The organism is Demequina rhizosphaerae, from assembly GCF_000971255.1.
Lineage (GTDB): Bacteria > Actinomycetota > Actinomycetes > Actinomycetales > Demequinaceae > Demequina > Demequina rhizosphaerae.
Window position 1 is genome coordinate 91,093 of sequence record NZ_BBMC01000004.1, and the last position, 20,985, is coordinate 112,077.

A 20,985-nucleotide genomic window follows, 5' to 3' on the forward strand; every position below is an offset into this window, starting at 1 on the left:
CTTGGTGCTCGGGGGGTAGCATGGCGCGACGGAGCCCATGGATCTCAAGGGGGTTCGTCGCACCGTTACGTTTCGACTTCGTTAAGGTTCGCACAAGTAACGAACATGTTTCAAGAGTTGTTTCCTGTGGGTTCTCTCACAAGGTCGGGAGGGGGCCCCGTGGAGGAGGACCGCAAGCGACGGAGGTCCCGGTCGGATGCGAGTCCGCACGGCAGGATGACCCGCCTCGCCGCGATCGGCGTCGGGCTCGAGGCGCTCGGCATGGCGGTCGCCGCCGTCGCCTACGCGATCCACGCGACCGCGCTGCCGGAGCCGGCCTTCGCCGTGGGGCTCGCGGCCTTCTTCGGCCTCACCGCCGCGGGCCTGATCATGGTCGCGCGCGCGCTCGACCGCGGCGCGCGCTGGGCCGTGTCCGCCGCGCTCACCTGGCAGGCGCTCCAGACGCTCGCCGGCATCAACCTCACCGGCATCCGCCCCGCGCTCGGCGTCCCGGTCGCGATCCTCGGCGTCGTGGTCGGCGTCGCCGTGCTCGTCGCGGGACGTCCCGCGCTGCGCCCCTCAGAGGACTGACGGGCCCGCCGGCCCGCGCAGCTGCGCGGCCTCGTAGGCGCCGTCGCGTCCGACGAGCACCCGTCCCGGCGGGGGAGCCTGCTCCGCGAGCCCCGGAGGGGCGACGATCCCGAGCTCGCGCAGCCGCGCCGGCGTGGGATCGACGACGAGCACGATGCCGGGTGCGGGCGGCAGCCGCTCCGTCGCCTGCGCCGCGACCCCCGCGGCCGCGGCCGCCCGCAGCGCGCGGTCCCGCGCGGGTCCCGGGGACCCCACCACGACGACCCCGGTGGGCGGCAGCACGAGCGGCCGCGCCTCGTCGCCCGCCACGCCGACCGCGCCGGCGGGGAGGTCCGCGGGGCAGGCGAGCGCGCGCACGAGCACGCGGCCCTCGACGCGTCCGACCGGCACGATGCGGCACTCGCCCGCCCCGCCGGGCCGCACCGCGACCCCGCGTCCGGGCTCCGGCTCGAGCCCCGCGAGCGGCGGCGGCACGCCCCACAGCGCCTGCTCGACGCGATCGAGACCGCCCAGCACGATCGTCATGCCCGCGCGCGTGGCCCAGCGCGTCCCCCAGCCGGGCCCGCACGCGAGCGCGACGGGCACGAGCCGCGCGACCTCCTCGAGTGCCTGCGCGGCGCCGCGCACGAGCGGCTCGAGGGCCGCGCACGCGACCTCCGCGTCGTCGACGAGCAGCGCCGACGGCCGCGCCGCCGGCACCAGTGCGAGCGTGCGTGCCGCCTCCCGCGGGTCGGCCGGCAGCCGCACGACGCCCGGCATCGCCGCCGCGACCGCGTCGAGCGTCGCCGACCGGCCCGACCCGCGCGGCCCCACGACGACGAGCGGACCCGCGCGCGGCTCCCACGCGAGCGGGACGCGGGAGCGCCGCTCCGGCAGGTCGACCCAGCCGAGCGCGCCCGCGGGGACCGCGCCCGCGGGAGGGTCGGGCGCGAGCCACAGCGGCGGCGCCGCGTCGGACCGTCCCCACCGCGCGGCCGCCGCGCGCGCGAGCGGACGCGACGGCGGCAGGGGCGACCCGAGGAGCCGCACCGGCGGGCGCGGGTCCGCGAGCGGCAGCGCCGCCTGCATCGTCGTCCGACCGTGGGGAGAGACCACGACCGCGCGTCCCGGCGCCGTGGCGGGCAGGGCCGCGGCCGCCGCGTCCCCGAGCAGGTCGTGGGACTCGGCGGGCGTGGCCGCGCGCAGCGCGATCACCGTGGACACGTTGGCCCGGATCGCGGGGCTCACGGCGCCGGCCGGGCGCTGCGTCGCGAGCACGAGGTGCATCCCGAGGGCGCGGCCCTGCGCGGCGAGGCGCGCGAGCTCCGGCAGGAACCCCGGATCGAGCGCCCCGAGCTCCTGGAACTCGTCGACCACCACGAGGAGCCGCGCGGGAGCCGCGTCGGGGGCGCCTGCCTCCCACGCGCCCCACGACGGCACGCCCGCGGCGGCCAGCGCGCGCTTGCGCTCGCGCAGCTCGTGGGCGAGGCCCAGCAGCGCCCGCCGCGCGGACGACGGGTCCAGGTCGGTGAGCAGCCCGCGCACGTGCGGGAGGGAGGCGCAGCCGCCCAGCCCGGCGCCGCCCTTGAGGTCGACGAGCGCGACGCCCAGGTCGGCGGGATCGTGCGCGTGCGCGAGCCCCGCGACGAGAGTCTCGAGCAACGCGGACTTGCCGGAGCCCGTCGTGCCGGCCACGAGCAGGTGAGGGCCGTCCCCGTCGAGGTCGAGCTCGACCGGGCCGTCGGCGTCGAGGCCCACGCATGCGACGAGCCGGCGCGTGCGGCGGGGCGCAGGCACGGGAGGTGGCAGGTCGGCCCACCGCAGCGCCGTCGGGAGCTGCGCGGGCCGGCGCGAGGCGAGCGCCCGCGCCAGGCGGTCCGCCGTGGGCTCCGCGATCGCGGCGACCCGCCACGGCACGGTGCGGCCGTCGCGCCCCACGGCGCCGGCGTCCGCGTCGAGGACCGTCGCCGCCTCCGAGGGCGGCGGGTCTCCGGGCGGCACCAGCCGGACGTCGCCGTCCTGCAGGGCGCCGTCGAGCCAGCGCATCCAGTCCTCCCGCAGCGGGCCCGGCACCGCCGCGCCGCGGGCCAGCGCGACCGCCCGGACCACGCCCCGCGCACGCGCGGGCGGACCCACGACCGCGATCGGCAGGGGCAGCGCGCCGAGCGCCTCGAGCCCGACCGGCGAGGTTCCGTGCCGGGCGCGCCGGCGGCGCACGAGCGAGGCCGCCGCGACGGCGAGCGGCGCGGCCGCCATCGCCGCCGCGATCGCCCACCGCCCGGTCGCGGCCCCGATCGCGACGGCGCCGGCAGCGGCGCCCGCGAGACCCGCGAGCAGTGCGACGGGACGGGGCGACGGCGGCGCGGGGGCGGCCGCCGCATCGTCCCTGCCCGCGGGATCCACCCACCGCAGCGCGGTGCCTCCCGCCATGAGCAGGTCGTCCGGGCGAAGGCGCCGTCGGAGGCGCCCCACGCGGCGGGCCCGGCCGTCGCGCAGCCGGGCGGTGCCGTTGCGCGAGCCGAGGTCGCGAACCCGCCCCGCCGGGTCGAGCCCGAGGTGTCGGCGGCTGAGGGCGGGGTCGGCGATCGGCGCGCCGCCCGCGCGCCCGATGACGATCTCGGCGCCGGTGGCCTCGACGACCGCGCCCGCGTCGGGGCCCGCGACGATCCGCAGGTGCGGCCCCGCGGGCGGCAGCGACGGCGGGCCGGGCGCGGAGCCGAGCACCGCGCCCTCGACGAGCGGGGGACGGCCGGCGCGGTGCGCGCCGTCGAGCCGCGTGCCCCCGCACCACACCGCGGCCGGGGCGCGCGCCGCGGCGAGCATCGCCTCGAGCGGCACGCCCGGGTCCACCTCGACGTCGCCCGCCCCCTCGATCGTCACGATCACCCGGCCATCGCATCGCGGAGCCGGGCGCGGCCGCCAGCGCCGGCGGCGCGGCGGTGGACGGATGGAGGTCCGTCAGGGGTTGGTGACCTCGGCTCGCGCGGTGGGTGAGACGGGCTCGAGCGTGCCGTCCTCGGCCACGAGGCCCGCGTACCAGGAGTAGCGGCGGTCGAAGTAGGTGCGCGGGATGCCCTGGAGCTCGTAGCTCGCCTGGCGCACCGTCGACTGGAGCACGACCGCGGGCTCCTCGGCCCACTCGAACCACTCGGGGTTGCGGGTGAGCACGACGGGCGCGGTGTCCCACGCCTCCGCCATCGCCGCCACCTGCTCCGGCTCGGTCTCGGCGAGCACCAGCACGGTCGGCTCGTCGCACATCACGCGCAGCGAGCCGAAATGCGAGGACGTGCCCGCGAGGATGATCGGGCGGTCGGGCGCGACCGCGCACAGCCCCTCGAGCTGCGCGTACGCGCCGCCCATCTCGCGCACGAACACGGGCGTCGCGGCGGATACGGGGAGGTCGGAGCCGGGCGCGAGGGACACCCAGGTGGAGAGTGGCAGCACCACGAAGGCGCCCGCGGCGACGCGCCTGCCGGCGAGGCGCCACGCGGGCCGCAGCCGGTCGACGATCCACCAGGAGGCGACGGCCGCGGCGATCGCGAAGCCGGGCAGCGTCGCCGGCTCGAAGCGGCGGAAGGCCCACAGCTGGTCCGGCACGACCTCGGGGTTCCAGAAGTACAGCAGCGATGTCGGCAGCGTCGCGCCGAGCAGCAGCGCCCAGCCGGGGCGGCGGCGGATCATCCACGTGGTGGCCAGCCCGAACCCGACGATCCCCAGCAGGACCAGCGGCCACGTGAGGTAGTAGCTCACCCACGCGACCGTGTGCTCCGCGTACGTGCGCGTCGGGTCGCTCTCGAGCCCCTGGGAGGCCTGGAACGACTCCACGACGGAGTTGGTGAAGCGGTCGACGCTGGTCTCGGTGCCGCGATGCGCGGTCATCCACAGCGGCCGCGACGCCAGGACGAGCAGCAGCCCTGACACGGCCGCGCCCGCGACCCGCGCGCCGCGCGCGCCGAGCCGGTCGCGCGCGCCCGTGGCGACGCGGTCCGCGCCGCCCAGCCACGCGAGCGCCCACAGCGCGAGCACGACGACGAGCGCGCCGTACCCGACCATGAGCGTGACGGCCTGGTCGGCGAGCCGGTCGGCGTAGCCCTCGCTCCACCGCCACAGCGCGGCGTAGCCGGCGTAGACCGCGACGGCCTGGAGCCCGAGGGCGGCCAGCGCGGCCCCGGCGCGACGCGGCCGCGGCCCCTCCACGAGGGCCAGCGCGAGCACCGTGGCGGCGATGAGGCCGGCGGCGAAGGCCGCCCCGTCGATGCGGATGAACGTGGTCGCGCCCGACGCCGCCGCGCCCAGGAGCAGTGCGCCGATGCGGCGGTCCTCCACGCCGCGCCACAGCCACAACGCCGCCGCGATCACGAGCACGAGCGTGAGCGGCTCGGTGTACGCGGCGCGCGACAGGCCGATGTGCGAGACCGACAGCGCCACCGCCGCGGCGGGCGCGAGCGACGCGACCGGCCCGAGCATCCGCCGGGCCAGCACGTAGACCGCGAGGATGCCGACGGCGCCGACGAGCGTGTTCGCGACGAGCACGCCGCGGTCGCCACCGACCCACCCGCCGACCGCGATGAGCGCGGAGAGCATGCGCGCGCCCTGCGGCTGCACGGCGTCGCCGCGCAGGTTCCACGCCTGCGACGCGTCGGCCAGCACCGTGCCGTCGACGTCGGCGGCCTCGATCGCGCCGAGCGTCGGGATGTCGGAGTCGGGGTGGTCGACGAGCCACAGGCCGGCGAGGGAGAGGAAGCCCGGGTCGCGGACCACGATGAGGTACTCGGCGTGCATGACCGCGTTGACCACGGCCCATCCGCCCGTGCCCGCGAGGGCGAGGAGGGCGCCGCGCCGGTCCGCGGCGGCGATCCGCGCGGGAGCGGGGACGATGCGCCAGGCCAGCGCGAGCCCGACGGCGGCGGTGGGCAGCACCGTCCAGGGCTCGTGCAGCCCCGCCGCCGCCCACAGGCCGGCGGCGAGCGCGAGCACCACGAGCGCGAGGACGATGCGCTCGGGAGCGGCCACGAGCGCCGCCGCCGCGCGCGTCGAGGTCTCGGCCGAGGCATGGCGGAGGGCGGGTCGCGTCACGGCCACCCAGCGTATCCGTGCCGCCGGGCGCCGCCCGCGGGCGCGGCCGGAGGCGGTCGTTGCAAACTCCGCCCGCACGGGTACTGTAACTGCATGACTCGAATTGTTTTGGTCGAAGATGACCCGACCATTTCAGAACCCTTGACCCGTGCTTTGGGCAGGGAGGGGTACGACGTCGAGTGGCATGGCACCGGCGCGGGAGGGGTCGGGGCATCCGATGACGCGGACCTGGTGATCCTTGACCTGGGCCTGCCCGACATCGACGGGGTGGACGTCGCGCGACGCATCCGCGACAAGGGTCTCCAGGTGCCGATCCTCATGCTCACGGCGCGCGCCGACGAGGTCGACCTCGTGGTCGGGCTCGACGCCGGCGCCGACGACTACGTCACCAAGCCGTTCCGCCTCGCCGAGCTGCTCGCCCGCGTGCGCGCGCTGCTGCGCCGCCGCACCGGCACCGAGTCGGGCGTCGACATCGAGGCCGGCGGCGTCCGCATCGACGTGGCCGGCCACCGCGCGTACCTCGACGGCGCCGAACTGCAGCTGAGCGGCAAGGAGTTCGACCTGCTCCAGGTGCTCGTCTCGAACGCGGGCTCGGTCGTGTCGCGCGACACCCTCATGCGCGAGGTGTGGTCCGCGGACCCGGGCGCGCCGTCCAAGACGCTCGACATGCACGTGTCCTGGCTCCGCCGCAAGCTCGGCGACGACGCCTCGCAGCCGCACTTCATCACGACGGTGCGGGGCATGGGCTTCCGCTTCGAGAACAGCGCCTGAGGGGAGCCGTGCGCCGGCGCGTCCTCGCCGCGACCTTCTCCGCGCTCGCGGTCGCGGTCATCATGCTGGGCATCCCGCTCGCCGTGGCGGCCGCGCAGATCATGCGCGACGATGCGCTGCGCACCCTCGACCAGCGCGCGACGGTCGCGGCGCGCGCGCTCGAGGTGCGCTACCTCTCGGGCGAGTCCATCACCGAGAACAACGTCGCCTCGTTCGTGTCGACCAGCCCCGGCGCGCCCGAGTACATGTACGTGCGGCTGCCCGACGGCACCACGCTGTCGGCCGGCGAGGAGCCCAAGCCCGCGTACTCCGAGGGCCACACGACGGACTCGGGGCTCGTGGTCCTCGCGTACCTGTCGAAGTGGGACGTGTTCTGGCAGGCCGCGCGCATCGTCGGCCTGGTCCTGGCGAGCGGCACGGTCGCGATCGTCGCGGGCGCGGCGATGGCGATCTGGCAGGCGAACCGCCTGTCCGCGCCGCTCGTCTACCTCGCCGCCTCGGCGGAGCAGCTGGGCTCGGGCCAGGTCCGGCCCCGGCTCGAGAAGACCGGCATCGAGGAGATCGACCTCGTCGCGGACGAGCTGTCGCGCTCGTCCGACCGGATGGCCGCGCGCCTGGCCACCGAGCGCCAGTTCGCCGCCGACGCGTCGCACCAGCTCCGCACCCCGCTCACCGCGCTGACGATGCGGCTCGAGGAGATCGCGGTGCTGACCGAGCAGGAGGAGGTGCGCGAGGAGGCCGAGCGCTCGCTCGAGCAGGTCGAGCGGCTCGTCGGCGTCGTCGACGAGCTTCTGGGCCGGTCGCGGCGCGCGCTGGGCTCGGGCACGGAGCTCGTGCAGCTCGACGAGGTGTTCGACCAGCAGCGCGAGGAGTGGGCGGCGGCCTTCGAGCAGGCCGGCCGGCGGCTCGTCGTCACGCCCACCCGCTCGACGGTGTTCGCGACCCCGGGCGGCCTCGCGCAGGTGCTCGCGACGCTCATCGAGAACTCGCTCAAGCACGGCGGCGGCACCACGCGCGTCGCCGCGCGCCAGTCCGGCCAGAACCACGCCGTGGTCATCGAGGTCGCGGACGAGGGCGCGGGCGTGCCCGAGGAGCTTGCCCCGCGGATCTTCGAGCGCGAGGTGACCTCGGGCCGCGGCACGGGCCTGGGCCTCGCGCTCGCGCGCGACCTCGTGACCGCCGACGGCGGTCGCCTCGAGCTCGCCCAGCGCGTGCCGGCGACCTTCGCGGTCTTCCTCCAGGGCGTGCCGCACATGGTCGACATCGAGGAGATCGTGCCGCACTCGCGCCAGATCGACCGGCGCCGTCGGCGCCGCCGCTGACTCAGGGGTCGTCGCGCGCGTCCGGTGCCCGGGTGACCGCCGCATCGTCCCCGGCGGGCGCCTCGAAGACGAACAGCGCGTACCCGATGTAGCGGGTGATGGTGCCCAGGCCGATGCCGACGAGCGACGCGAAGTTGTCCGCGAGAAGGCTCGTGAACCCCCACCAGTGGTGGGACACGAACAGCGTGGCGGCCTCGACCGCCAGCGCCGCGGCGTTGACGAGGCCGAACAGCACGAGCTCGCGGGCGGGCCGATGCCGCCGGCGGCCGCGGTACGTCCACTCGCGATGCGCGACCCAGGCGAACAGGATCGACACCAGCGTCGCGATGACCTTCGCGGTCACCACGCGGTCGTCGTCGCCCGCGAACTCGGCGTCCGGGCCGAGCGGTCCGAGGCGCAGGAGGTTGAACACGCCGAGGTTGACGACGATGCCCGCGACCCCGACGAGGCCGAACCGCGCGAGCTCGCCGGCGCGCTCGCGCACCCAGCGCAGGAGGACGGTCACGAGGCACGAGCCTAGCCCCCGGTAGTTTTGTCCCATGACCCCCATCGTCGCCGTCGTCGGCGGTGGCCAGCTCGCGCGCATGATGGCCGGGCCCGCCACCGCTCTTGGCATCACCCTGCGCGTGCTCGTCGAGTCGCACGAGGCCGCCGCCGCCCTGCCCGCCCACCAGACCGTCGTGGGGCTGCCCACGGATCCCGACGCCGTCGCGCGGCTGCTCGCGCACCCGCGGCCCGACGCGCTCACCTGGGAGCACGAGCACATCCCCGCGGACGTGTTCGCGGCGGCCGAGACGGCGGGCGTGCCCGCCCGCCCCGGTCTCCACGCTCTCCTGTTCGCGCAGGACAAGATCGAGATGCGCACCCGCATGGACGCGCTCGGGCTGCCCAACCCCGCGTGGCGCCACGTCGAGACCGAGGCCGACGTCGAGGACTTCCTCGCGGTCCACGGCGGCGCGGGCGTGCTCAAGACCGCGCGCGGCGGCTACGACGGCAAGGGCGTCCGGGTGATCTCCGCGCCGCACGAGGCCGCCGACTGGCTGCGCGCCGCCGCCGACGGCGGCCCGCGGGTCCTGCTCGAGGAGAAGGTGCCGTTCGACCGCGAGCTCGCGGTGCTCGTGGCGCGTCGCCCGTCCGGCGAGATGCGGGCCTGGCCCACGGTCGAGTCGATCCAGCGGGCCGGCGTGTGCTCCGAGGTGATCGCGCCCGCACCCGGACTGTCCGAGGCGCTCGACGACGAGGCCGCGGAGATCGCGGAGGCCGTCGCGCAGGGGCTCGACGTCACCGGCGTGCTCGCCGTGGAGCTGTTCCTCGCGGGCGACCGGATCCTCGTCAACGAGCTCGCGATGCGCCCGCACAACTCGGGCCACTGGACCATCGACGGCGCCGTCACCAGCCAGTTCGAGCAGCACCTGCGCGCGGTCCTCGACCTGCCGCTCGGGGCGACCGAGCCCACCGCGCCGTGGACCGTGATGGCCAACGTGCTGGGCGGCGCCCGCACACGCCTCACCGACGCGCTCGCCGAGGTGGACGATGCGGGGGCCAGGATCCAGCTGTACGGCAAGGGCGTGCGCGCGGGCCGCAAGGTCGGCCACGTCAACGTGTCCGCGGGCAGCCGCGACGAGGCGTACTCGAGGGCCGTCAAGGCGGCGGCCATCGTCAGGGACGGGGGACAGGCATGAGCATCCGGGTGGGCATCGTCATGGGGTCCGACTCCGACTGGCCGACGATGAAGGCCGCGGGCGAGGCGCTCGACGAGTTCGGCATCGCGTACGAGAAGGACGTCGTGTCCGCGCACCGCATGCCCGAGCAGATGATCGCGTACGGCCGCGAGGCCGAGTCGCGCGGCCTGTCGGTCATCATCGCGGGCGCAGGCGGCGCCGCGCACCTGCCCGGCATGCTCGCGTCGGTGACGACGCTGCCGGTCATCGGGGTGCCCGTGCCGCTCAAGCACCTCGACGGCATGGACTCGCTGCTGTCCATCGTGCAGATGCCGGCCGGCGTGCCGGTCGCGACGGTGTCGATCGGCGGCGCGCGCAACGCGGGCCTGCTCGCGGCGCGCATCCTCGGCTCGGGCGAGGGCGAGGAGGCGGCGCGCCTGCGCGAGCGCATGCGCGTGTTCCAGGAGGAGCTGCGCGACCTCGCCTACGCGAAGGGCGAGGCGCTCCGCAACGCCTGACGCGCATCGTCCGGCCGGCGGTTCCCGCGCTCAGCGCGTCCCGCGCCGCTCGCCCGCGCCCCATGAGGTGCCGGGTGCCCAGGATCCGCGTATTCGGGCACTGAGCACCTCCCGAGGCGCATCGGGCCGTGGGAGGCGCGAGAAGGCCGGATCAGTCGATCACGCAGTCCGCGAGGATCTCGTCCTCGGTCTCGCGCAGCGGCGACGGCGACGCGCTCGGCGAGGCGCTCGCGGAGGAGCTCTTCTTGTCGTTGTTCTTCTTGGTCGAGCCGTCCGTGGTGGTGTCGTCCGTGGTCGTCTCGGTCTCGGGCTCGAGCAGGCTCTCGAGCGACTCGTCCGCGATGAGCGCGTCGAAGGCCGCCTGCGCGTCGGGCTGCGTCCACAGCACGTCGCCGCTCGAGTCGCCCGCGTACTGCCACGGCACGGTCGCCATGTAGAGGTTGCTCGTGTCGAAGTTGCGCAGGCTCCACGCGAGGCCCAGCAGGTAGCGCGAGTCGCCCAGCTCGGGGTCCATCGTCATGGACTTCGCGAGCGCGTTGATGAACTTCGTGCCCTTCTTGGCGTCGGTGAGGACGTTGAGGCCGAGCGCCTTGCGCGCCATGTTGGTGAGCAGCTCCTGCTGACGCTCGATGCGCATGAGGTCCGTGCCGTCGCCGAGGCCGGTGCCGGTGCGGGCGCGGGCCCACGCGAGCGCGGTGGTGCCGTCGAGGACCTGCGCGCCGGCCTCGAGCTCGAGGTGCGCCTTGGGGGAGTAGACGTCCTCGGTGATGCACATCGGCACGCCGTCGAGGGCGTCGACCATGTCGACGAAGCCGGAGAAGTCGACCACCGCGTAGTGGTCGACGAGCAGGCCCGTGAGGTCGTAGATCGTGGTCGCGACGCACGCCGCGGCCTCCGCGATGTTGCCGTTCTGGCCGCCGTTGGAGAACGCGATGTTGAACTTGCCGGTCCAGCCGTAGACGGTGCTGCCGTCGAGCATCTTGCAGTCGGAGATCGCGACGCGGGAGTCGCGGGGGATCGACAGCAGCTCGACGCGCTCGCGGTCCGCGGAGATGTGCATGATCATCGTCGTGTCGTTGCGCATGCCGCCGACGTCGCCCTTGCCGAGCTCCTGGTTGTCCTCGCCGTCGCGCGTGTCCGAGCCCATGAGCAGGATGTTGAGCGCCTTGCCGGCGGACAGGTCCTCGGGGTCGGCGTCGGCTGTCGCGGAGGGCTCCGCGGACGGCGTCACCGAGGGCAGCAGCGCCGAGATGTCCTGGGTCGTGAACCCGTCGTCCGCGAGGTTGAGGCTCGTCTCGACGAAGACCAGGCCGAAGCCGAAGACGGCAGCGAACACTCCCAGCACGGCCGCGAGGATGCGGTGCTGGGGCAGGCGCGTCGCATGGCGAAGGCGCCGACGACGGCGATGGTCCGAGACCTCGACGGTCATTCATGCTCCTGGGCTCGGCGTGCGCGCACGCGTGGACGGTTCTGCTGGCGACTCAACGCGCGCCCCGAGCCACGGGTTCCGGCACCCCTGGTCACCTGCATTCCTGCAGAAGATCCTCGGTCGTGGTGTCGGAGGTGGAGTCGCTGGACTTCGCCGAGGACGAGGGAACAGGGGAGGACGAGTCCGTGTCCTTCTTCTTGCCGTCATCCCAGGCGGAGCTCGCGTCACCGGTCGTGGTCACGGAGATTGCTCGGTCGTTCCGAATATCGTCCCACAAGTCGTCGGCCTCGGGCTGAATCTCGACGTTGAGAAGGTCGTCGGTGTACGCCCAGGGCACCGTCACGAACTGGATGTCGTCCGTCGTGAGATTGCGCACACTGTAGGCGAGACCGACGAGGTAGGACGTGTCCGCGAGCCCGGGGTCCATCGTGAGGGACTCGGCGGCGGCCCGCAGGAAGCGCGTGAGCTCGTCGGTGTCGGTCAGGAGGTTCTTCGAGAACACGGTCGCCGCGACCTGCTCGAGCAGCTGCTGCTGGCGCGTGATGCGCTGGAGGTCCGAGCCCGACACGTCGCCCTCCTCGGCGGTGCGCAGGCGCGCGTACGCGAGCGCCGTCTCGCCGTCGAGGACCTGGGGCCCGGCGTCGAGCTCGAGGTGGGCCTTGTCGGAGACGATGCGCTCGGGGATGCACATGGGGACGCCGCCCAGCGCGTCGACCATGTCGATGAAGCCCTGGAAGTCGACGACGGCGTAGTGGTCGATGCGGACGTCCGACATCTGCTCGACGGTCTTGATGGTGCACGCGGCCGCCTCGCCGGCGTCGCCGCGGGCGCCGCCGTTGGAGAACGCGACGTTGAAGTCGCCGTAGCCGCCCGCGATCGTCGAGCCGTCCGAGTAGGTGCACTCGGGGATCTCCACCTGGGCGTCCCGCGGGATCGACACCACCTCGATGCGGGTGCGGTCGGCGGAGATGTGCATGAGCATCGTCGTGTCGTTGCGCATGCCGCCGATGTCCGCGCCACCGCCGACGGTGCCGTTCGTGCCGGTCCGCACGTCGGATCCCATGAGGAGGATGGTGAGCGCCTCGCCCGCGTCCTCGTCGGTGGGCTGGTCGGGGCGGTCGCCGATGAGGTCGTCGACGTCCCGGGCGTTCGACCCGAGCGTGCGGTCGACCTCGCCGACCACGGTGGCCGCGAAGACGAGCACGAAGCCGACGGCCGCGCACAGCACGAGCACCGCGTAGCGGAGCGGCCGTCGCCACCGGCGGGCGTGCGCGTGACGCGGCTGCACCACCCCCGTGTCGACCATCCGGCTCCCTGCTCGTCGTGATGGGCCGCATTGTAGGCAGGCGAGGTCGCGGCCCCCGCGGAGGACCGCGGCGGCGGCGCGATCGCGACACGCCCGGGCGCGTGCGCGCCGACCAGCGACATCGTCGCGGACGGCCCGCGGAAATTGCTTCGTGCGAAATGGAGCATTCGACTTGACTCAGGGGTGATTACACGGCTGTAATTCATGGGACGGGGGCGCGATGGATCCCCGTCGCGAACGGAGGTGGGGCCCGTGTGGAATATCTACGACGGCTCAGTTCCCTCGGACGCAGGTAGGCCCGCATCGACGCTGGCGTCGGTGGTGGACATCTTCGACGGAACCGAGGATGACGGGCCGCTGTCTTGGCAGGAGCGCGCTCTGTGCGCCCAGACGGATCCCGAGGCGTTCTTCCCTGAGAAGGGCGGCTCCACGCGTGAGGCGAAGAAGGTGTGCGCGTCCTGCGACGTGCGCTCCGAGTGCCTCGACTACGCGCTGGAGAACGACGAGCGTTTCGGCATCTGGGGTGGGCTCTCGGAGCGAGAGCGTCGCAAGCTCAAGCGGCGCGCGGTCTAGTCGGTCAGCCTGCGTGGGAGCACGATGAGCCCTGCGCGCCTGCTGGTGCGCGCGATCGTCGTCTCGGACGGCCGCTCGGCGCGCCTTCCGGACGTGCTCGCGGCGGTCGCCGAGCAGAGCCTCCGTCCCGACGTCCTCCACGTGGTGCTCCCCGAGGGCGCGGAGCGCCCGGAGGTCCCTGACGGCCTGGCCGTCGAGTGGAGCGACGGCTCCCGCACGTACAGCCAGGGCGTGGACGCGGTCCTCGCCTCGCACCCGGCCCATCCCGCCGAGCTGCTGTGGCTCCTCCACGACGACACCGCGCCGCTGCCCACCGTGCTCGCGCAGCTCGTCGCGACCGCGAAGAAGCGCACCGCCGCCGCGGTCGTCGCCCCCGCCCACGTGCGCTGGGACGACGTGTCGCGGCTCGTGAGCCTCGGCGTCACCACCACCCGCGTGGGAGCGCGGCGCATCGACCTGGTCGACGAGGACGACATCAACCAGGGCCAGTACGACGAGCGCGAGGACGTGCTCGCCGCCTCGCTCGCCGGCGCCCTCGTGCGTCGCGACGTGTGGGAGGAGCTCGGAGGGCTCGAGCCCGCGTACCGCGGCTACGGCGACAGCCTCCACTTCTGCCGTCGCGCGTGGCGCGCGGGCCACGACGTCGTCATCGTGCCGGTCGCGAAGGTGCGCCACGCGCAGGACGGGCTCACCGGCGTGCGCGCGGGGTCCTCCCGCGGACGCAACTCCACGTACGGCCTGCGGCGCACCGGCGAGTGGGTCCACGCCCTCGCCTGGTCGCCCGTGCTGGCCACGCCCCTGCTGCTGGTGTGGGCCTTCCTGTCCGCCGCCACGCGCGCCGTGCTGCGGATCGCGCAGAACGAGTCCCGCATGGTGGGTGCCGACCTCGCGGTGCCGTGGCGCCTGCTCGCGCGGCTGCCGCGCGTGCCGGGCGTGAGGGCGCGCATCCGGCGCGGCTCCACGCGGCCCGCCTCCGCGGTCGCCCCCTTCCTCGTCGGCACCCGCGCGGTCCTCTCGACCATCCGCTCGCGCGAGATGCGGGCCTACGACCGCTGGCGCGCCCAGGCTGCACCCTCGGACGTCGTCCGGGGCGAGCTCGCCGACGCCGCCGTGCGGAGGCGCGGCGCCGCGGTCCTCGTGACGGTGCTCGCGGTCGCGGCGTCGATCGCGCTGCACGGGACGTGGCTCACCGCGCTCGTGTCGGGACGCATGCTCACCGGCACCGCGCTCGGCGTCACGGACGTGCCCCTCGACGAGATGTGGGAGCGCACGTGGTCCGGATGGAGCGCGACGGGCTTCGGCCTGCCCGCGCTCGACGGCGCGTTCAGCGCGCTGCTGCTGCCGGCCGCGGCGCTGCCCGGCGGCCTGCGGGTGTGGATCGGCCTCCTCCTCGCGCTCGGCGTCGCGCTCGCGGCCGTGTCCGCGTGGTTCGCGCTCGGCGCGGCGACCCGCTCGGTCTGGGCCCGCGGCCTCGGCGCCCTCGCGTACGGCCTGTGGCCGCTGCACCTCCAAGCGATCTCCGACGGCCGCGTCGGTCCGGTGATCGCCCACCTCATGGTGCCGTGGTTCGCGATGGGCCTCGCCCGCGCCGCCGGCTGGCACCGCGGCGAGGCCGTCGGCGGCGGCGAGGAGTTCCCCGCGCGTCGCCTCCCGTCCCCGAGCGCCGCCATGGGCGCGGCCTTCTCCCTCGCCGTCATCGTCGCGGCCGCTCCGGTCCTGCTCGTGCCGCTCGTCGCGGTGGTCCTCGTCGCCGGCGTGTTCGCCGGCCGGGCCCGCTGGCGCGTGTGGACCGCCGCGATCCCCGCGCTCGTGGTGTCCGGGCCGGGCCTCGTCGCCGCCTGGGCCGCCGGCCCGCTCACCCGGGACGGGTGGGCGATCCTCGCCCGCGAGAACGGCCCTGCGCTCACGTCCGGCGTCGTCGAGCCATGGCGCCTCGTGCTGGGGCTCACCGACCACTCGCGCGGCGCGCCGGGGCTGCCCGACCTGCCCGGCACCCTCGTGGTCGGCGCGATCGGGCTCGGCGTCGTCGGCGCCGTCATCCTCGCCGTCGCATCCGGCCGGGCCCCCTGGGGCGTCGCGGGCGGGCTGCTCGTCGCGGCGCTCGGCGTCGGCACCGCGGCCGCCGCGCAGGCCACCGTCGTCGTCCACGCGGACGGCTCCGGCGAGGCCGCCGCGAACGGGTTCGCCGGTCCCGGCTCGACCCTCGTCGCGGCGGGCCTCATCGGCGCCGCGGCCGCCGCATCGTCCCGCCTCTGGATCGCCGGCGAGGGGCGCGGGCGCGCCGCGATCCGCCTTCTCGCCTCCGTCGCCGTCACCCTCATGGCCGGCGTGCTCGTCGCCTCCGTCGTGGTCGAGGCGTGGCCCGGCCGCGCCGAGCGCGGCGACGTCCAGCCGGCATCGACCGAGGCGCTCCCGTTGGTGGCGACGCTCGAGCAGCGCCTCGCGACCCATCAGCGCGTGCTCGTGCTGAGCGACGCGGAGGACGGTGTCGACTACACCGTCCTCGACGGCGACGGCACGACGATCCTCACCGGCCGCGCGCAGTCCTCCGGCGCGGGCGCCCCGCTCGCCCGTCCCGGCACCGAGGCCGCCACCCCGGCCTCGCTGGCCGCGACCGTCGCGACCCTCGCGGGAGCCGCGTCGGGCGCCGACGAGACGCTCGCGGCCTGGGGGATCGGCGTCATCGTCGCCACGCCCGGCTCCGACATGATCGCGAGCTCGCTGAGCCAGCTCGCCGAGCTCCGCCTCATCGGCGCGAGCGACGTCGGCACCAGCTACCGCGTCGCACGGCCCGGCTCCGACGCCGCGGTGTCGCGCGCATGGATCGAGGGCGACGAGGGCGAGGTGACCGTGCTCGACTCCGACTCGTGGTCCGGCTCCGTCGACGGCGCCGGCGGCGGCACGCTCGTCGTCGCCGCCGCGGCCGACGAGGGATGGATCGCGCTGGCCGACGGCGCGCCGCTCGCGGCGACGGACGATGCGCTGGGGCGGGCGGCCTTCACGGTCCCGGCCGGCGCGGACGTCGTCGAGTACCGCTACGAGGACGAGGAGTACCGCTGGTGGTGGTGGGCCTCCGTCGTGCTCGTCGTCTGGGCGATGATCGGCATGGTCCCGCTGCACGACCGCCGCCACCGGGCGGTGCGCTCATGATCCGGCGGCTGGTGGTGCTCGGCGCGGCGACCGTCGCGGTGCTCGCGGTCGTCGTCGCGGGCCGCGTCGCGCCCGAGGAGCCCGTCGTCGCGGCCCCGTACGAGGGCGAGGTGACGCCTGCGGCGCAGCCGGTCGCGTGCCCCGGCCCGGTCGAGATCCCGGTCGGCGACATCGACTCGGGCGACCCCGACCTCGGTTCCGGCAGCGACGACCGCACGTACCAGGCGCTCGGCGACGGCACCGAGCCCACCGGCGCCGGCTTCCTCGCGGAGGGCGACGTCGCCGCCTCCGTCGAGCGCATCGGCGGGGGCGACGTCGCCGGCCTGTCCGCGGCGTCGTGCGTCGCGCCCGTGCGCGACCAGTGGCTCGTGGGCGGGTCGACCGCGCTCGGCTCGAGCGCGCGGCTCGTGCTCACCAACCCCTCCGACGCGTCCACCGAGGCGACCGTTACCCTCTACGGCGGGCTCGGCGAGCTCGAGGAGCACGCGGTCGTGTCCATCGCCCCCGGCGGCCAGCAGGACCTCCTGCTCGAGTCCGTGGTGGCGGAGGTGCCGGCGCTCGCGGTCCGCGTGGTCGCGACCGGCGCAGGAGTGGTCGCGCACCTCCAGGACTCGCGGCTCGACGGCTTCCAGCCGGCCGGCACGGACTGGGTCGGGCGCGGCTCGGCTCCGTCCACGCGCCTCGTCGTGCCCGGCGTCGGCGCCGAGGCCGAGGACGCCGCCACGACGCTCCGCCTGATGGCGCCCGACGGCGCGACCGCGGATCTCATGCTCGCCGGGGACGAGGGGCTCGTCGAGTGGGGAGGCGTCTCCGGTCTCGCGCTCGAGCCCGGCGTCGTGACGGAGGTCGAGGTGCCCGCGCTCGCCTCGGGCGCCGTCGAGATCCGCGCCGACGCCCCGGTCGTCGCGGGCGCGATGATCAGCGTGACCCGGCCGGTGGTCGACGGGCCCGCGGACGCGGTCGAGCGCGACCTCGCGTGGCTGCCCGCGCAGGACACCACGGACCGCAAGCGGCGCAGCGTCATGGTCACGGACCACGTCTCAGCGGTCACCGTCCACGCCGCGGTCGCGGGCGAGTTCACGCTCACCGACGCCGACGGCGAGGTGATCGTGTCCCAGCAGATGGCGGCGCGGTCGACCGCGACGATCCCGCTCGAGGCGACCGCCGGGACCGTCCTCACCGGCCCGGCGCGGTTCACGTGGAGCCTCGCGCTCGAGGACGAGCCCGGCTTCGTCGCGACCCTCGTGCCGCGGCGCACCGACGTCGAGTCGACGCCCGTCACCGTCGGGCTGCGGCCCTACCTCGGCCCCGGCTCCTGACGTCGCGCGGGCTCAGCCCGTGCCGTACTCCGGGTCGACCTCCTCGGGCGGGCGCCCGACGACGTGTGCGACGTGCTCCGCCACGACGTCCCTCACGAGCGCGGGCAGGTCCGCCGGATCCGAGCGCTGCTCGAGGGGGCGCCGGTAGAGCACCACGCGCGTCGGCTGGCCCAGGTCCGCCGGGAACAGGCGGCCGAGCGGGACGCCCTCCTCCCACGGCGTCGGATCCGACGGCGGGACGTCCTCGGTGCCGAACTCGATCCGCCCCCACTCGTCGCCCCAGCGCGGCTCGAGGCGCTCGACCGCGTCCGCGACGAGGTCGTCGAAGCGCTCGGCACGCGTGCGGTAGCCGGGTGCGCCGAAGGGGAGGAGGGGCCTGCGGAGGCCGCGGCCGTGACGATCGCGCCGGGACATACGGCGAGGCTACCGCCCGCGGCGCCGCCCGGGCAGCGACCCGGCGTGGCAGCACGGCGAGCCCGGCGCACGGGGGTACCGTCGCTTGCGTGATCGCCACCCGTCAGTGCTCGCGCTCGTCGTGCTCGCGTCCCGCCGCGGCGACGCTCACCTATGTGTACGCGGACTCGACCGTGGTCGTCGGACAGCTGTCCGCCTCCGCCGAGCCGCACAGCTACGACCTCTGCGCGCACCACGCGGACCGCTTCACGGCGCCCCGCGGGTGGGACGTGGTGCACATCCAGACCGAGTTCGCGGAGCCCGAGCCGTCGACAGACGACCTCGAGGCGCTCGCGCGCGCGGTCCGCGAGGCGGGGCGTCCGCGCCCCGCGCCGGCCTTCGTGCCGCCCGCGCCCGTGGCCTCCGAGCCGCGCCGCGGGCACCTGCGCGTGATCTCCAACGACGCCTAAAGGACAAATGAACCTTCGGCTAAGGACGCAGGTGCCGCAGGCCGCTAGTCTGACCGCGTGACGACCGCACCTGACCTGTCCCAGCTCATCAAGTCCTACGACGTCCGCGGCATCGTGGGCGAGACGCTCACCGTCGAGGTCGCGACCGCCATCGGCGCCGCCTTCGCGGACGCGATCGTCCTCCCCGACGGCGAGACCACCGTCGCGATCGGCCACGACATGCGCGACAGCGGGCCGTGGCTCGCGGACGCGGTCGCCGAGGGCCTCACGTCGCGCGGCGTCGACGTCGTGCGGATCGGGCTGTGCTCGACGGACGGGCTGTACCACGCGTCCGGCGCGCTCGACATCCCCGGCGTGATGATCACCGCGAGCCACAACCCGGCCGCGTACAACGGCATGAAGCTGTGCCGCAGCCGCGCCCGCGCGGTGGGCGAGAACTCGGGCCTCGCCGACGTGCGGTCGCTCGCGTCCCGCTACCTGGTCGAGCCGCCCGCCGCGGCCGAGACCCGCGGCACCGAGACGACCCGCGACATGGTCGGCGAGTACGGCGCGTTCCTGCGCTCGCTCGTCCCGCTCGACGGCATCCGCCCGCTCAAGGTCGTGGTCGACGCCGCGAACGCGATGGCCGGCTACACCGTCCCCGCGGTGCTCGGCACCGCGGCCGGCCTGCCCGAGCTGCCGCTCGAGATCATCCCGCTGTACTTCGAGCTCGACGGCACGTTCCCCAACCACGAGGCCAACCCGCTCGAGACCGCGAACCTGCGCGACCTCCAGGCCGCGGTGCGGGAGCACGGCGCGGACATCGGCCTCGCCTTCGACGGCGACGCGGACCGCTGCTTCGTCATCGACGAGCGCGGCGAGGTGGTCACCCCCTCGGCGATCACGTGCCTGGTGGGACTGCGCGAGACCGCGCGCGAGCTCGCGGCGGACCCGTCCGCCCGGCCGACCGTCATCCACAACCTCATCTCCTCGCGCGCCGTGCGCGAGCAGCTCGCGGAGGCGGGCGCCACGCCCGTGCGCTCGCGCGTGGGCCACAGCTTCATCAAGGCGGAGATGGCGCGCCTCAACGCCGTGTTCGGCGGCGAGCACAGCGCGCACTTCTACTTCCGTGACTTCTTCTACGCGGACTCGGGCATGCTCGCGGCGATGCACGTGCTCGCGGCGCTCGGCTCGCAGGACGGCCCGCTGTCCGGGATGATCGCGGCCCACGAGCCCTACGTCGCCTCCGGCGAGATCAACTCGACGGTCGACTCCGTCCCGGACGCCCTGGCCCGCGTCAAGGCGGCCTTCGTCACGGACGACGTCTACTCCGACGAGTTCGACGGCCTCACCGTCGAGCACTGGCCCGCGCCCGGCGAGGGCGAGCGCTGGTGGTTCAACGTGCGCCCGTCGAACACCGAGCCCCTGCTGCGCCTCAACTCGGAGGCCGACGGCACCGAGCTGATGGAGCGCATGCGGGACCGGGTCCTCGCCGTCATCCGGGAGGGCTGAATGTCGACCGAGGGCGGCACCAAGGCGGTCATCGCGGCGCTCAGCGCCAACCTCGGCATCGGCGTCACCAAGTTCGGGGCGTGGGCGCTCACCGGCGCCTCGTCCATGCTCGCGGAGGCGATCCACTCGGTCGCGGACTCCGGCAACCAGCTCCTGCTGCTCCTCGGCGCCCGCAAGGCGCGCCGGGAGGCCACCCCCGAGCACCCGTTCGGCTACGCGCGCTACCGCTACTTCTACGCGTTCATCGTCGCGGTCGTGCTGTTCAGCGTCGGCGGCCTGTTCGCGCTGTACGAGGCGTGGCACAAGTGGCAGCACCCGGAGCCGATCGAGTCGTGGCAGTGGGTCCCGGTCGTGGTCCTGCTCATCGCGATGGCGCTCGAGGGGATGTCCTTCCGCACCGCGATCATCGAGTCGAACAAGATCCGCGGCAACGTGGGGTGGGGCCGGTTCATCCAGCGCTCGCGCTCGCCCGAGCTGCCCGTGATCCTGCTCGAGGACTTCGGCGCGCTCATCGGCCTGGTGTTCGCGTTCTTCGGCGTCGTCATGACGCTGCTCACCGACAACGGGCGGTGGGACGCGGGCGGCACCGCGATGATCGGCGTGCTGCTGGTCTGCATCGCGCTCGTGCTCGCGCGCGAGACGCGCGAGATGCTGCTGGGCGAGTCCGCCACCGAGGAGGACCTCGCCAAGATCCGCGCGGCGCTCGCCGAGGGCGGCTACCCCGACGTCATCCACCTCCGCACCTCGCACCTGGGCCCCGAGGACATCCTCGTCGCCGTCAAGGTCGGCGCCGGCGCGCACGAGACGCTCGAGGCCATCGCGGCGCGCACGAACACCGCGGAGGCGCTCATCCGCGAGGCCGTCCCTGCGGTGCGCCTCATCTTCATCGAGCCCGATATCAGGCACGATGCTGCCAGCAGCGAGGGCGAGGGGCCCGCGCTCTGAGCCGAGGGGCCG

At 75.0% G+C, this 20,985-nt stretch carries 17 protein-coding genes; 11 read left to right on the plus strand and 6 right to left on the minus strand.

Annotated features, from left to right (window positions below; translation table 11 throughout):
- Window positions 1-216: 216 nt before the first annotated feature.
- Window positions 217-570, plus strand: a complete 354-nt coding sequence (locus tag AOM07_RS06620) for a hypothetical protein (RefSeq protein ID WP_062312018.1) — start codon at window positions 217-219, stop codon at window positions 568-570.
- Here AOM07_RS06620 and AOM07_RS06625 read toward each other — a convergent pair.
- Both AOM07_RS06625 and AOM07_RS06630 read right to left on the minus strand, forming a co-directional pair.
- On the minus strand, window positions 559-3,435 hold the full coding sequence (locus AOM07_RS06625; protein ID WP_062312019.1) for an FtsK/SpoIIIE domain-containing protein: 2,877 nt from the start codon (window positions 3,433-3,435) through the stop codon (window positions 559-561). The genes AOM07_RS06620 and AOM07_RS06625 overlap by 12 nt on opposite strands.
- 72 nt (window positions 3,436-3,507) lie before the next feature.
- Window positions 3,508-5,625 (minus strand): glycosyltransferase family 39 protein, encoded by a 2,118-nt coding sequence (locus AOM07_RS06630; RefSeq protein WP_156171843.1) that lies wholly within the window; start codon window positions 5,623-5,625, stop codon window positions 3,508-3,510.
- Between the two features lie 93 nt (window positions 5,626-5,718).
- Between AOM07_RS06630 and AOM07_RS06635 the strand changes: the two genes are divergently transcribed.
- Both AOM07_RS06635 and AOM07_RS06640 read left to right on the plus strand, forming a co-directional pair.
- Window positions 5,719-6,396, plus strand: coding sequence for a response regulator transcription factor (locus AOM07_RS06635; RefSeq protein WP_062312021.1), 678 nt, complete (start codon window positions 5,719-5,721; stop codon window positions 6,394-6,396).
- A gap of 8 nt (window positions 6,397-6,404) precedes the next feature.
- The gene (locus AOM07_RS06640; RefSeq protein ID WP_062312022.1) at window positions 6,405-7,718 is read left to right on the plus strand and encodes a sensor histidine kinase; all 1,314 of its coding nucleotides are present in this window, start codon (window positions 6,405-6,407) and stop codon (window positions 7,716-7,718) included.
- A gap of 1 nt (window position 7,719) precedes the next feature.
- On the opposite strand, the gene AOM07_RS06645 is transcribed toward AOM07_RS06640, so the two are convergent.
- Window positions 7,720-8,223, minus strand: a complete 504-nt coding sequence (locus tag AOM07_RS06645; RefSeq protein ID WP_062312023.1) for a GtrA family protein — start codon at window positions 8,221-8,223, stop codon at window positions 7,720-7,722.
- A gap of 34 nt (window positions 8,224-8,257) precedes the next feature.
- On the opposite strand from AOM07_RS06645, the gene AOM07_RS06650 reads away from it, so the two are divergent.
- On the plus strand, window positions 8,258-9,400 hold the full coding sequence (locus AOM07_RS06650) for a 5-(carboxyamino)imidazole ribonucleotide synthase (RefSeq protein WP_062312024.1): 1,143 nt from the start codon (window positions 8,258-8,260) through the stop codon (window positions 9,398-9,400).
- A complete protein-coding gene (purE, locus tag AOM07_RS06655) occupies window positions 9,397-9,897 on the plus strand; it encodes a 5-(carboxyamino)imidazole ribonucleotide mutase (RefSeq protein WP_062312025.1) in 501 nt (166 codons plus the stop codon). The genes AOM07_RS06650 and purE overlap by 4 nt, the downstream gene beginning before the upstream one ends.
- 151 nt (window positions 9,898-10,048) lie before the next feature.
- Here the strand turns inward: purE and AOM07_RS06660 are convergent, their stop codons facing one another.
- Window positions 10,049-11,326, minus strand: coding sequence for an LCP family protein (locus AOM07_RS06660; RefSeq protein ID WP_062312026.1), 1,278 nt, complete (start codon window positions 11,324-11,326; stop codon window positions 10,049-10,051).
- A 91-nt stretch (window positions 11,327-11,417) separates the two neighbouring features.
- Complete coding sequence (locus AOM07_RS06665; protein ID WP_062312027.1) at window positions 11,418-12,632, minus strand: LCP family protein; 1,215 nt, start codon at window positions 12,630-12,632, stop codon at window positions 11,418-11,420.
- A gap of 252 nt (window positions 12,633-12,884) precedes the next feature.
- Here AOM07_RS06665 and AOM07_RS06670 point away from each other — a divergent pair, with 252 nt between their 5' ends.
- Genes AOM07_RS06670 through AOM07_RS06680 form a run of 3 tightly spaced genes read left to right on the plus strand, consistent with a single transcriptional unit; the run spans window position 12,885 to window position 17,674 of the window.
- A complete protein-coding gene (locus tag AOM07_RS06670; protein WP_062312028.1) occupies window positions 12,885-13,205 on the plus strand; it encodes a WhiB family transcriptional regulator in 321 nt (106 codons plus the stop codon).
- 24 nt (window positions 13,206-13,229) lie between these two features.
- Window positions 13,230-16,355: a glycosyltransferase family 2 protein gene (locus tag AOM07_RS15165; RefSeq protein WP_062312029.1), complete on the plus strand. Its 3,126-nt coding sequence runs from the start codon at window positions 13,230-13,232 to the stop codon at window positions 16,353-16,355.
- On the plus strand, window positions 16,352-17,674 hold the full coding sequence (locus AOM07_RS06680; protein WP_062312030.1) for a DUF5719 family protein: 1,323 nt from the start codon (window positions 16,352-16,354) through the stop codon (window positions 17,672-17,674). The genes AOM07_RS15165 and AOM07_RS06680 overlap by 4 nt, the downstream gene beginning before the upstream one ends.
- Window positions 17,675-17,686: 12 nt before the next feature.
- On the opposite strand, the gene AOM07_RS06685 is transcribed toward AOM07_RS06680, so the two are convergent.
- Window positions 17,687-18,088, minus strand: coding sequence for a metallopeptidase family protein (locus AOM07_RS06685; RefSeq protein ID WP_062312031.1), 402 nt, complete (start codon window positions 18,086-18,088; stop codon window positions 17,687-17,689).
- Between the two features lie 89 nt (window positions 18,089-18,177).
- On the opposite strand from AOM07_RS06685, the gene AOM07_RS06690 reads away from it, so the two are divergent.
- From AOM07_RS06690 to AOM07_RS06700, 3 genes are read left to right on the plus strand one after another with little or no spacing between them, the layout of a single operon-like run.
- Window positions 18,178-18,537, plus strand: coding sequence for a DUF3499 domain-containing protein (locus AOM07_RS06690; RefSeq protein WP_062312032.1), 360 nt, complete (start codon window positions 18,178-18,180; stop codon window positions 18,535-18,537).
- Window positions 18,538-18,594: 57 nt separating this feature from the next.
- The gene (locus tag AOM07_RS06695; RefSeq protein WP_062312033.1) at window positions 18,595-20,028 is read left to right on the plus strand and encodes a phosphomannomutase/phosphoglucomutase; all 1,434 of its coding nucleotides are present in this window, start codon (window positions 18,595-18,597) and stop codon (window positions 20,026-20,028) included.
- Window positions 20,029-20,973: a cation diffusion facilitator family transporter gene (locus tag AOM07_RS06700; RefSeq protein ID WP_062312034.1), complete on the plus strand. Its 945-nt coding sequence runs from the start codon at window positions 20,029-20,031 to the stop codon at window positions 20,971-20,973.
- Window positions 20,974-20,985: the final 12 nt, after the last annotated feature.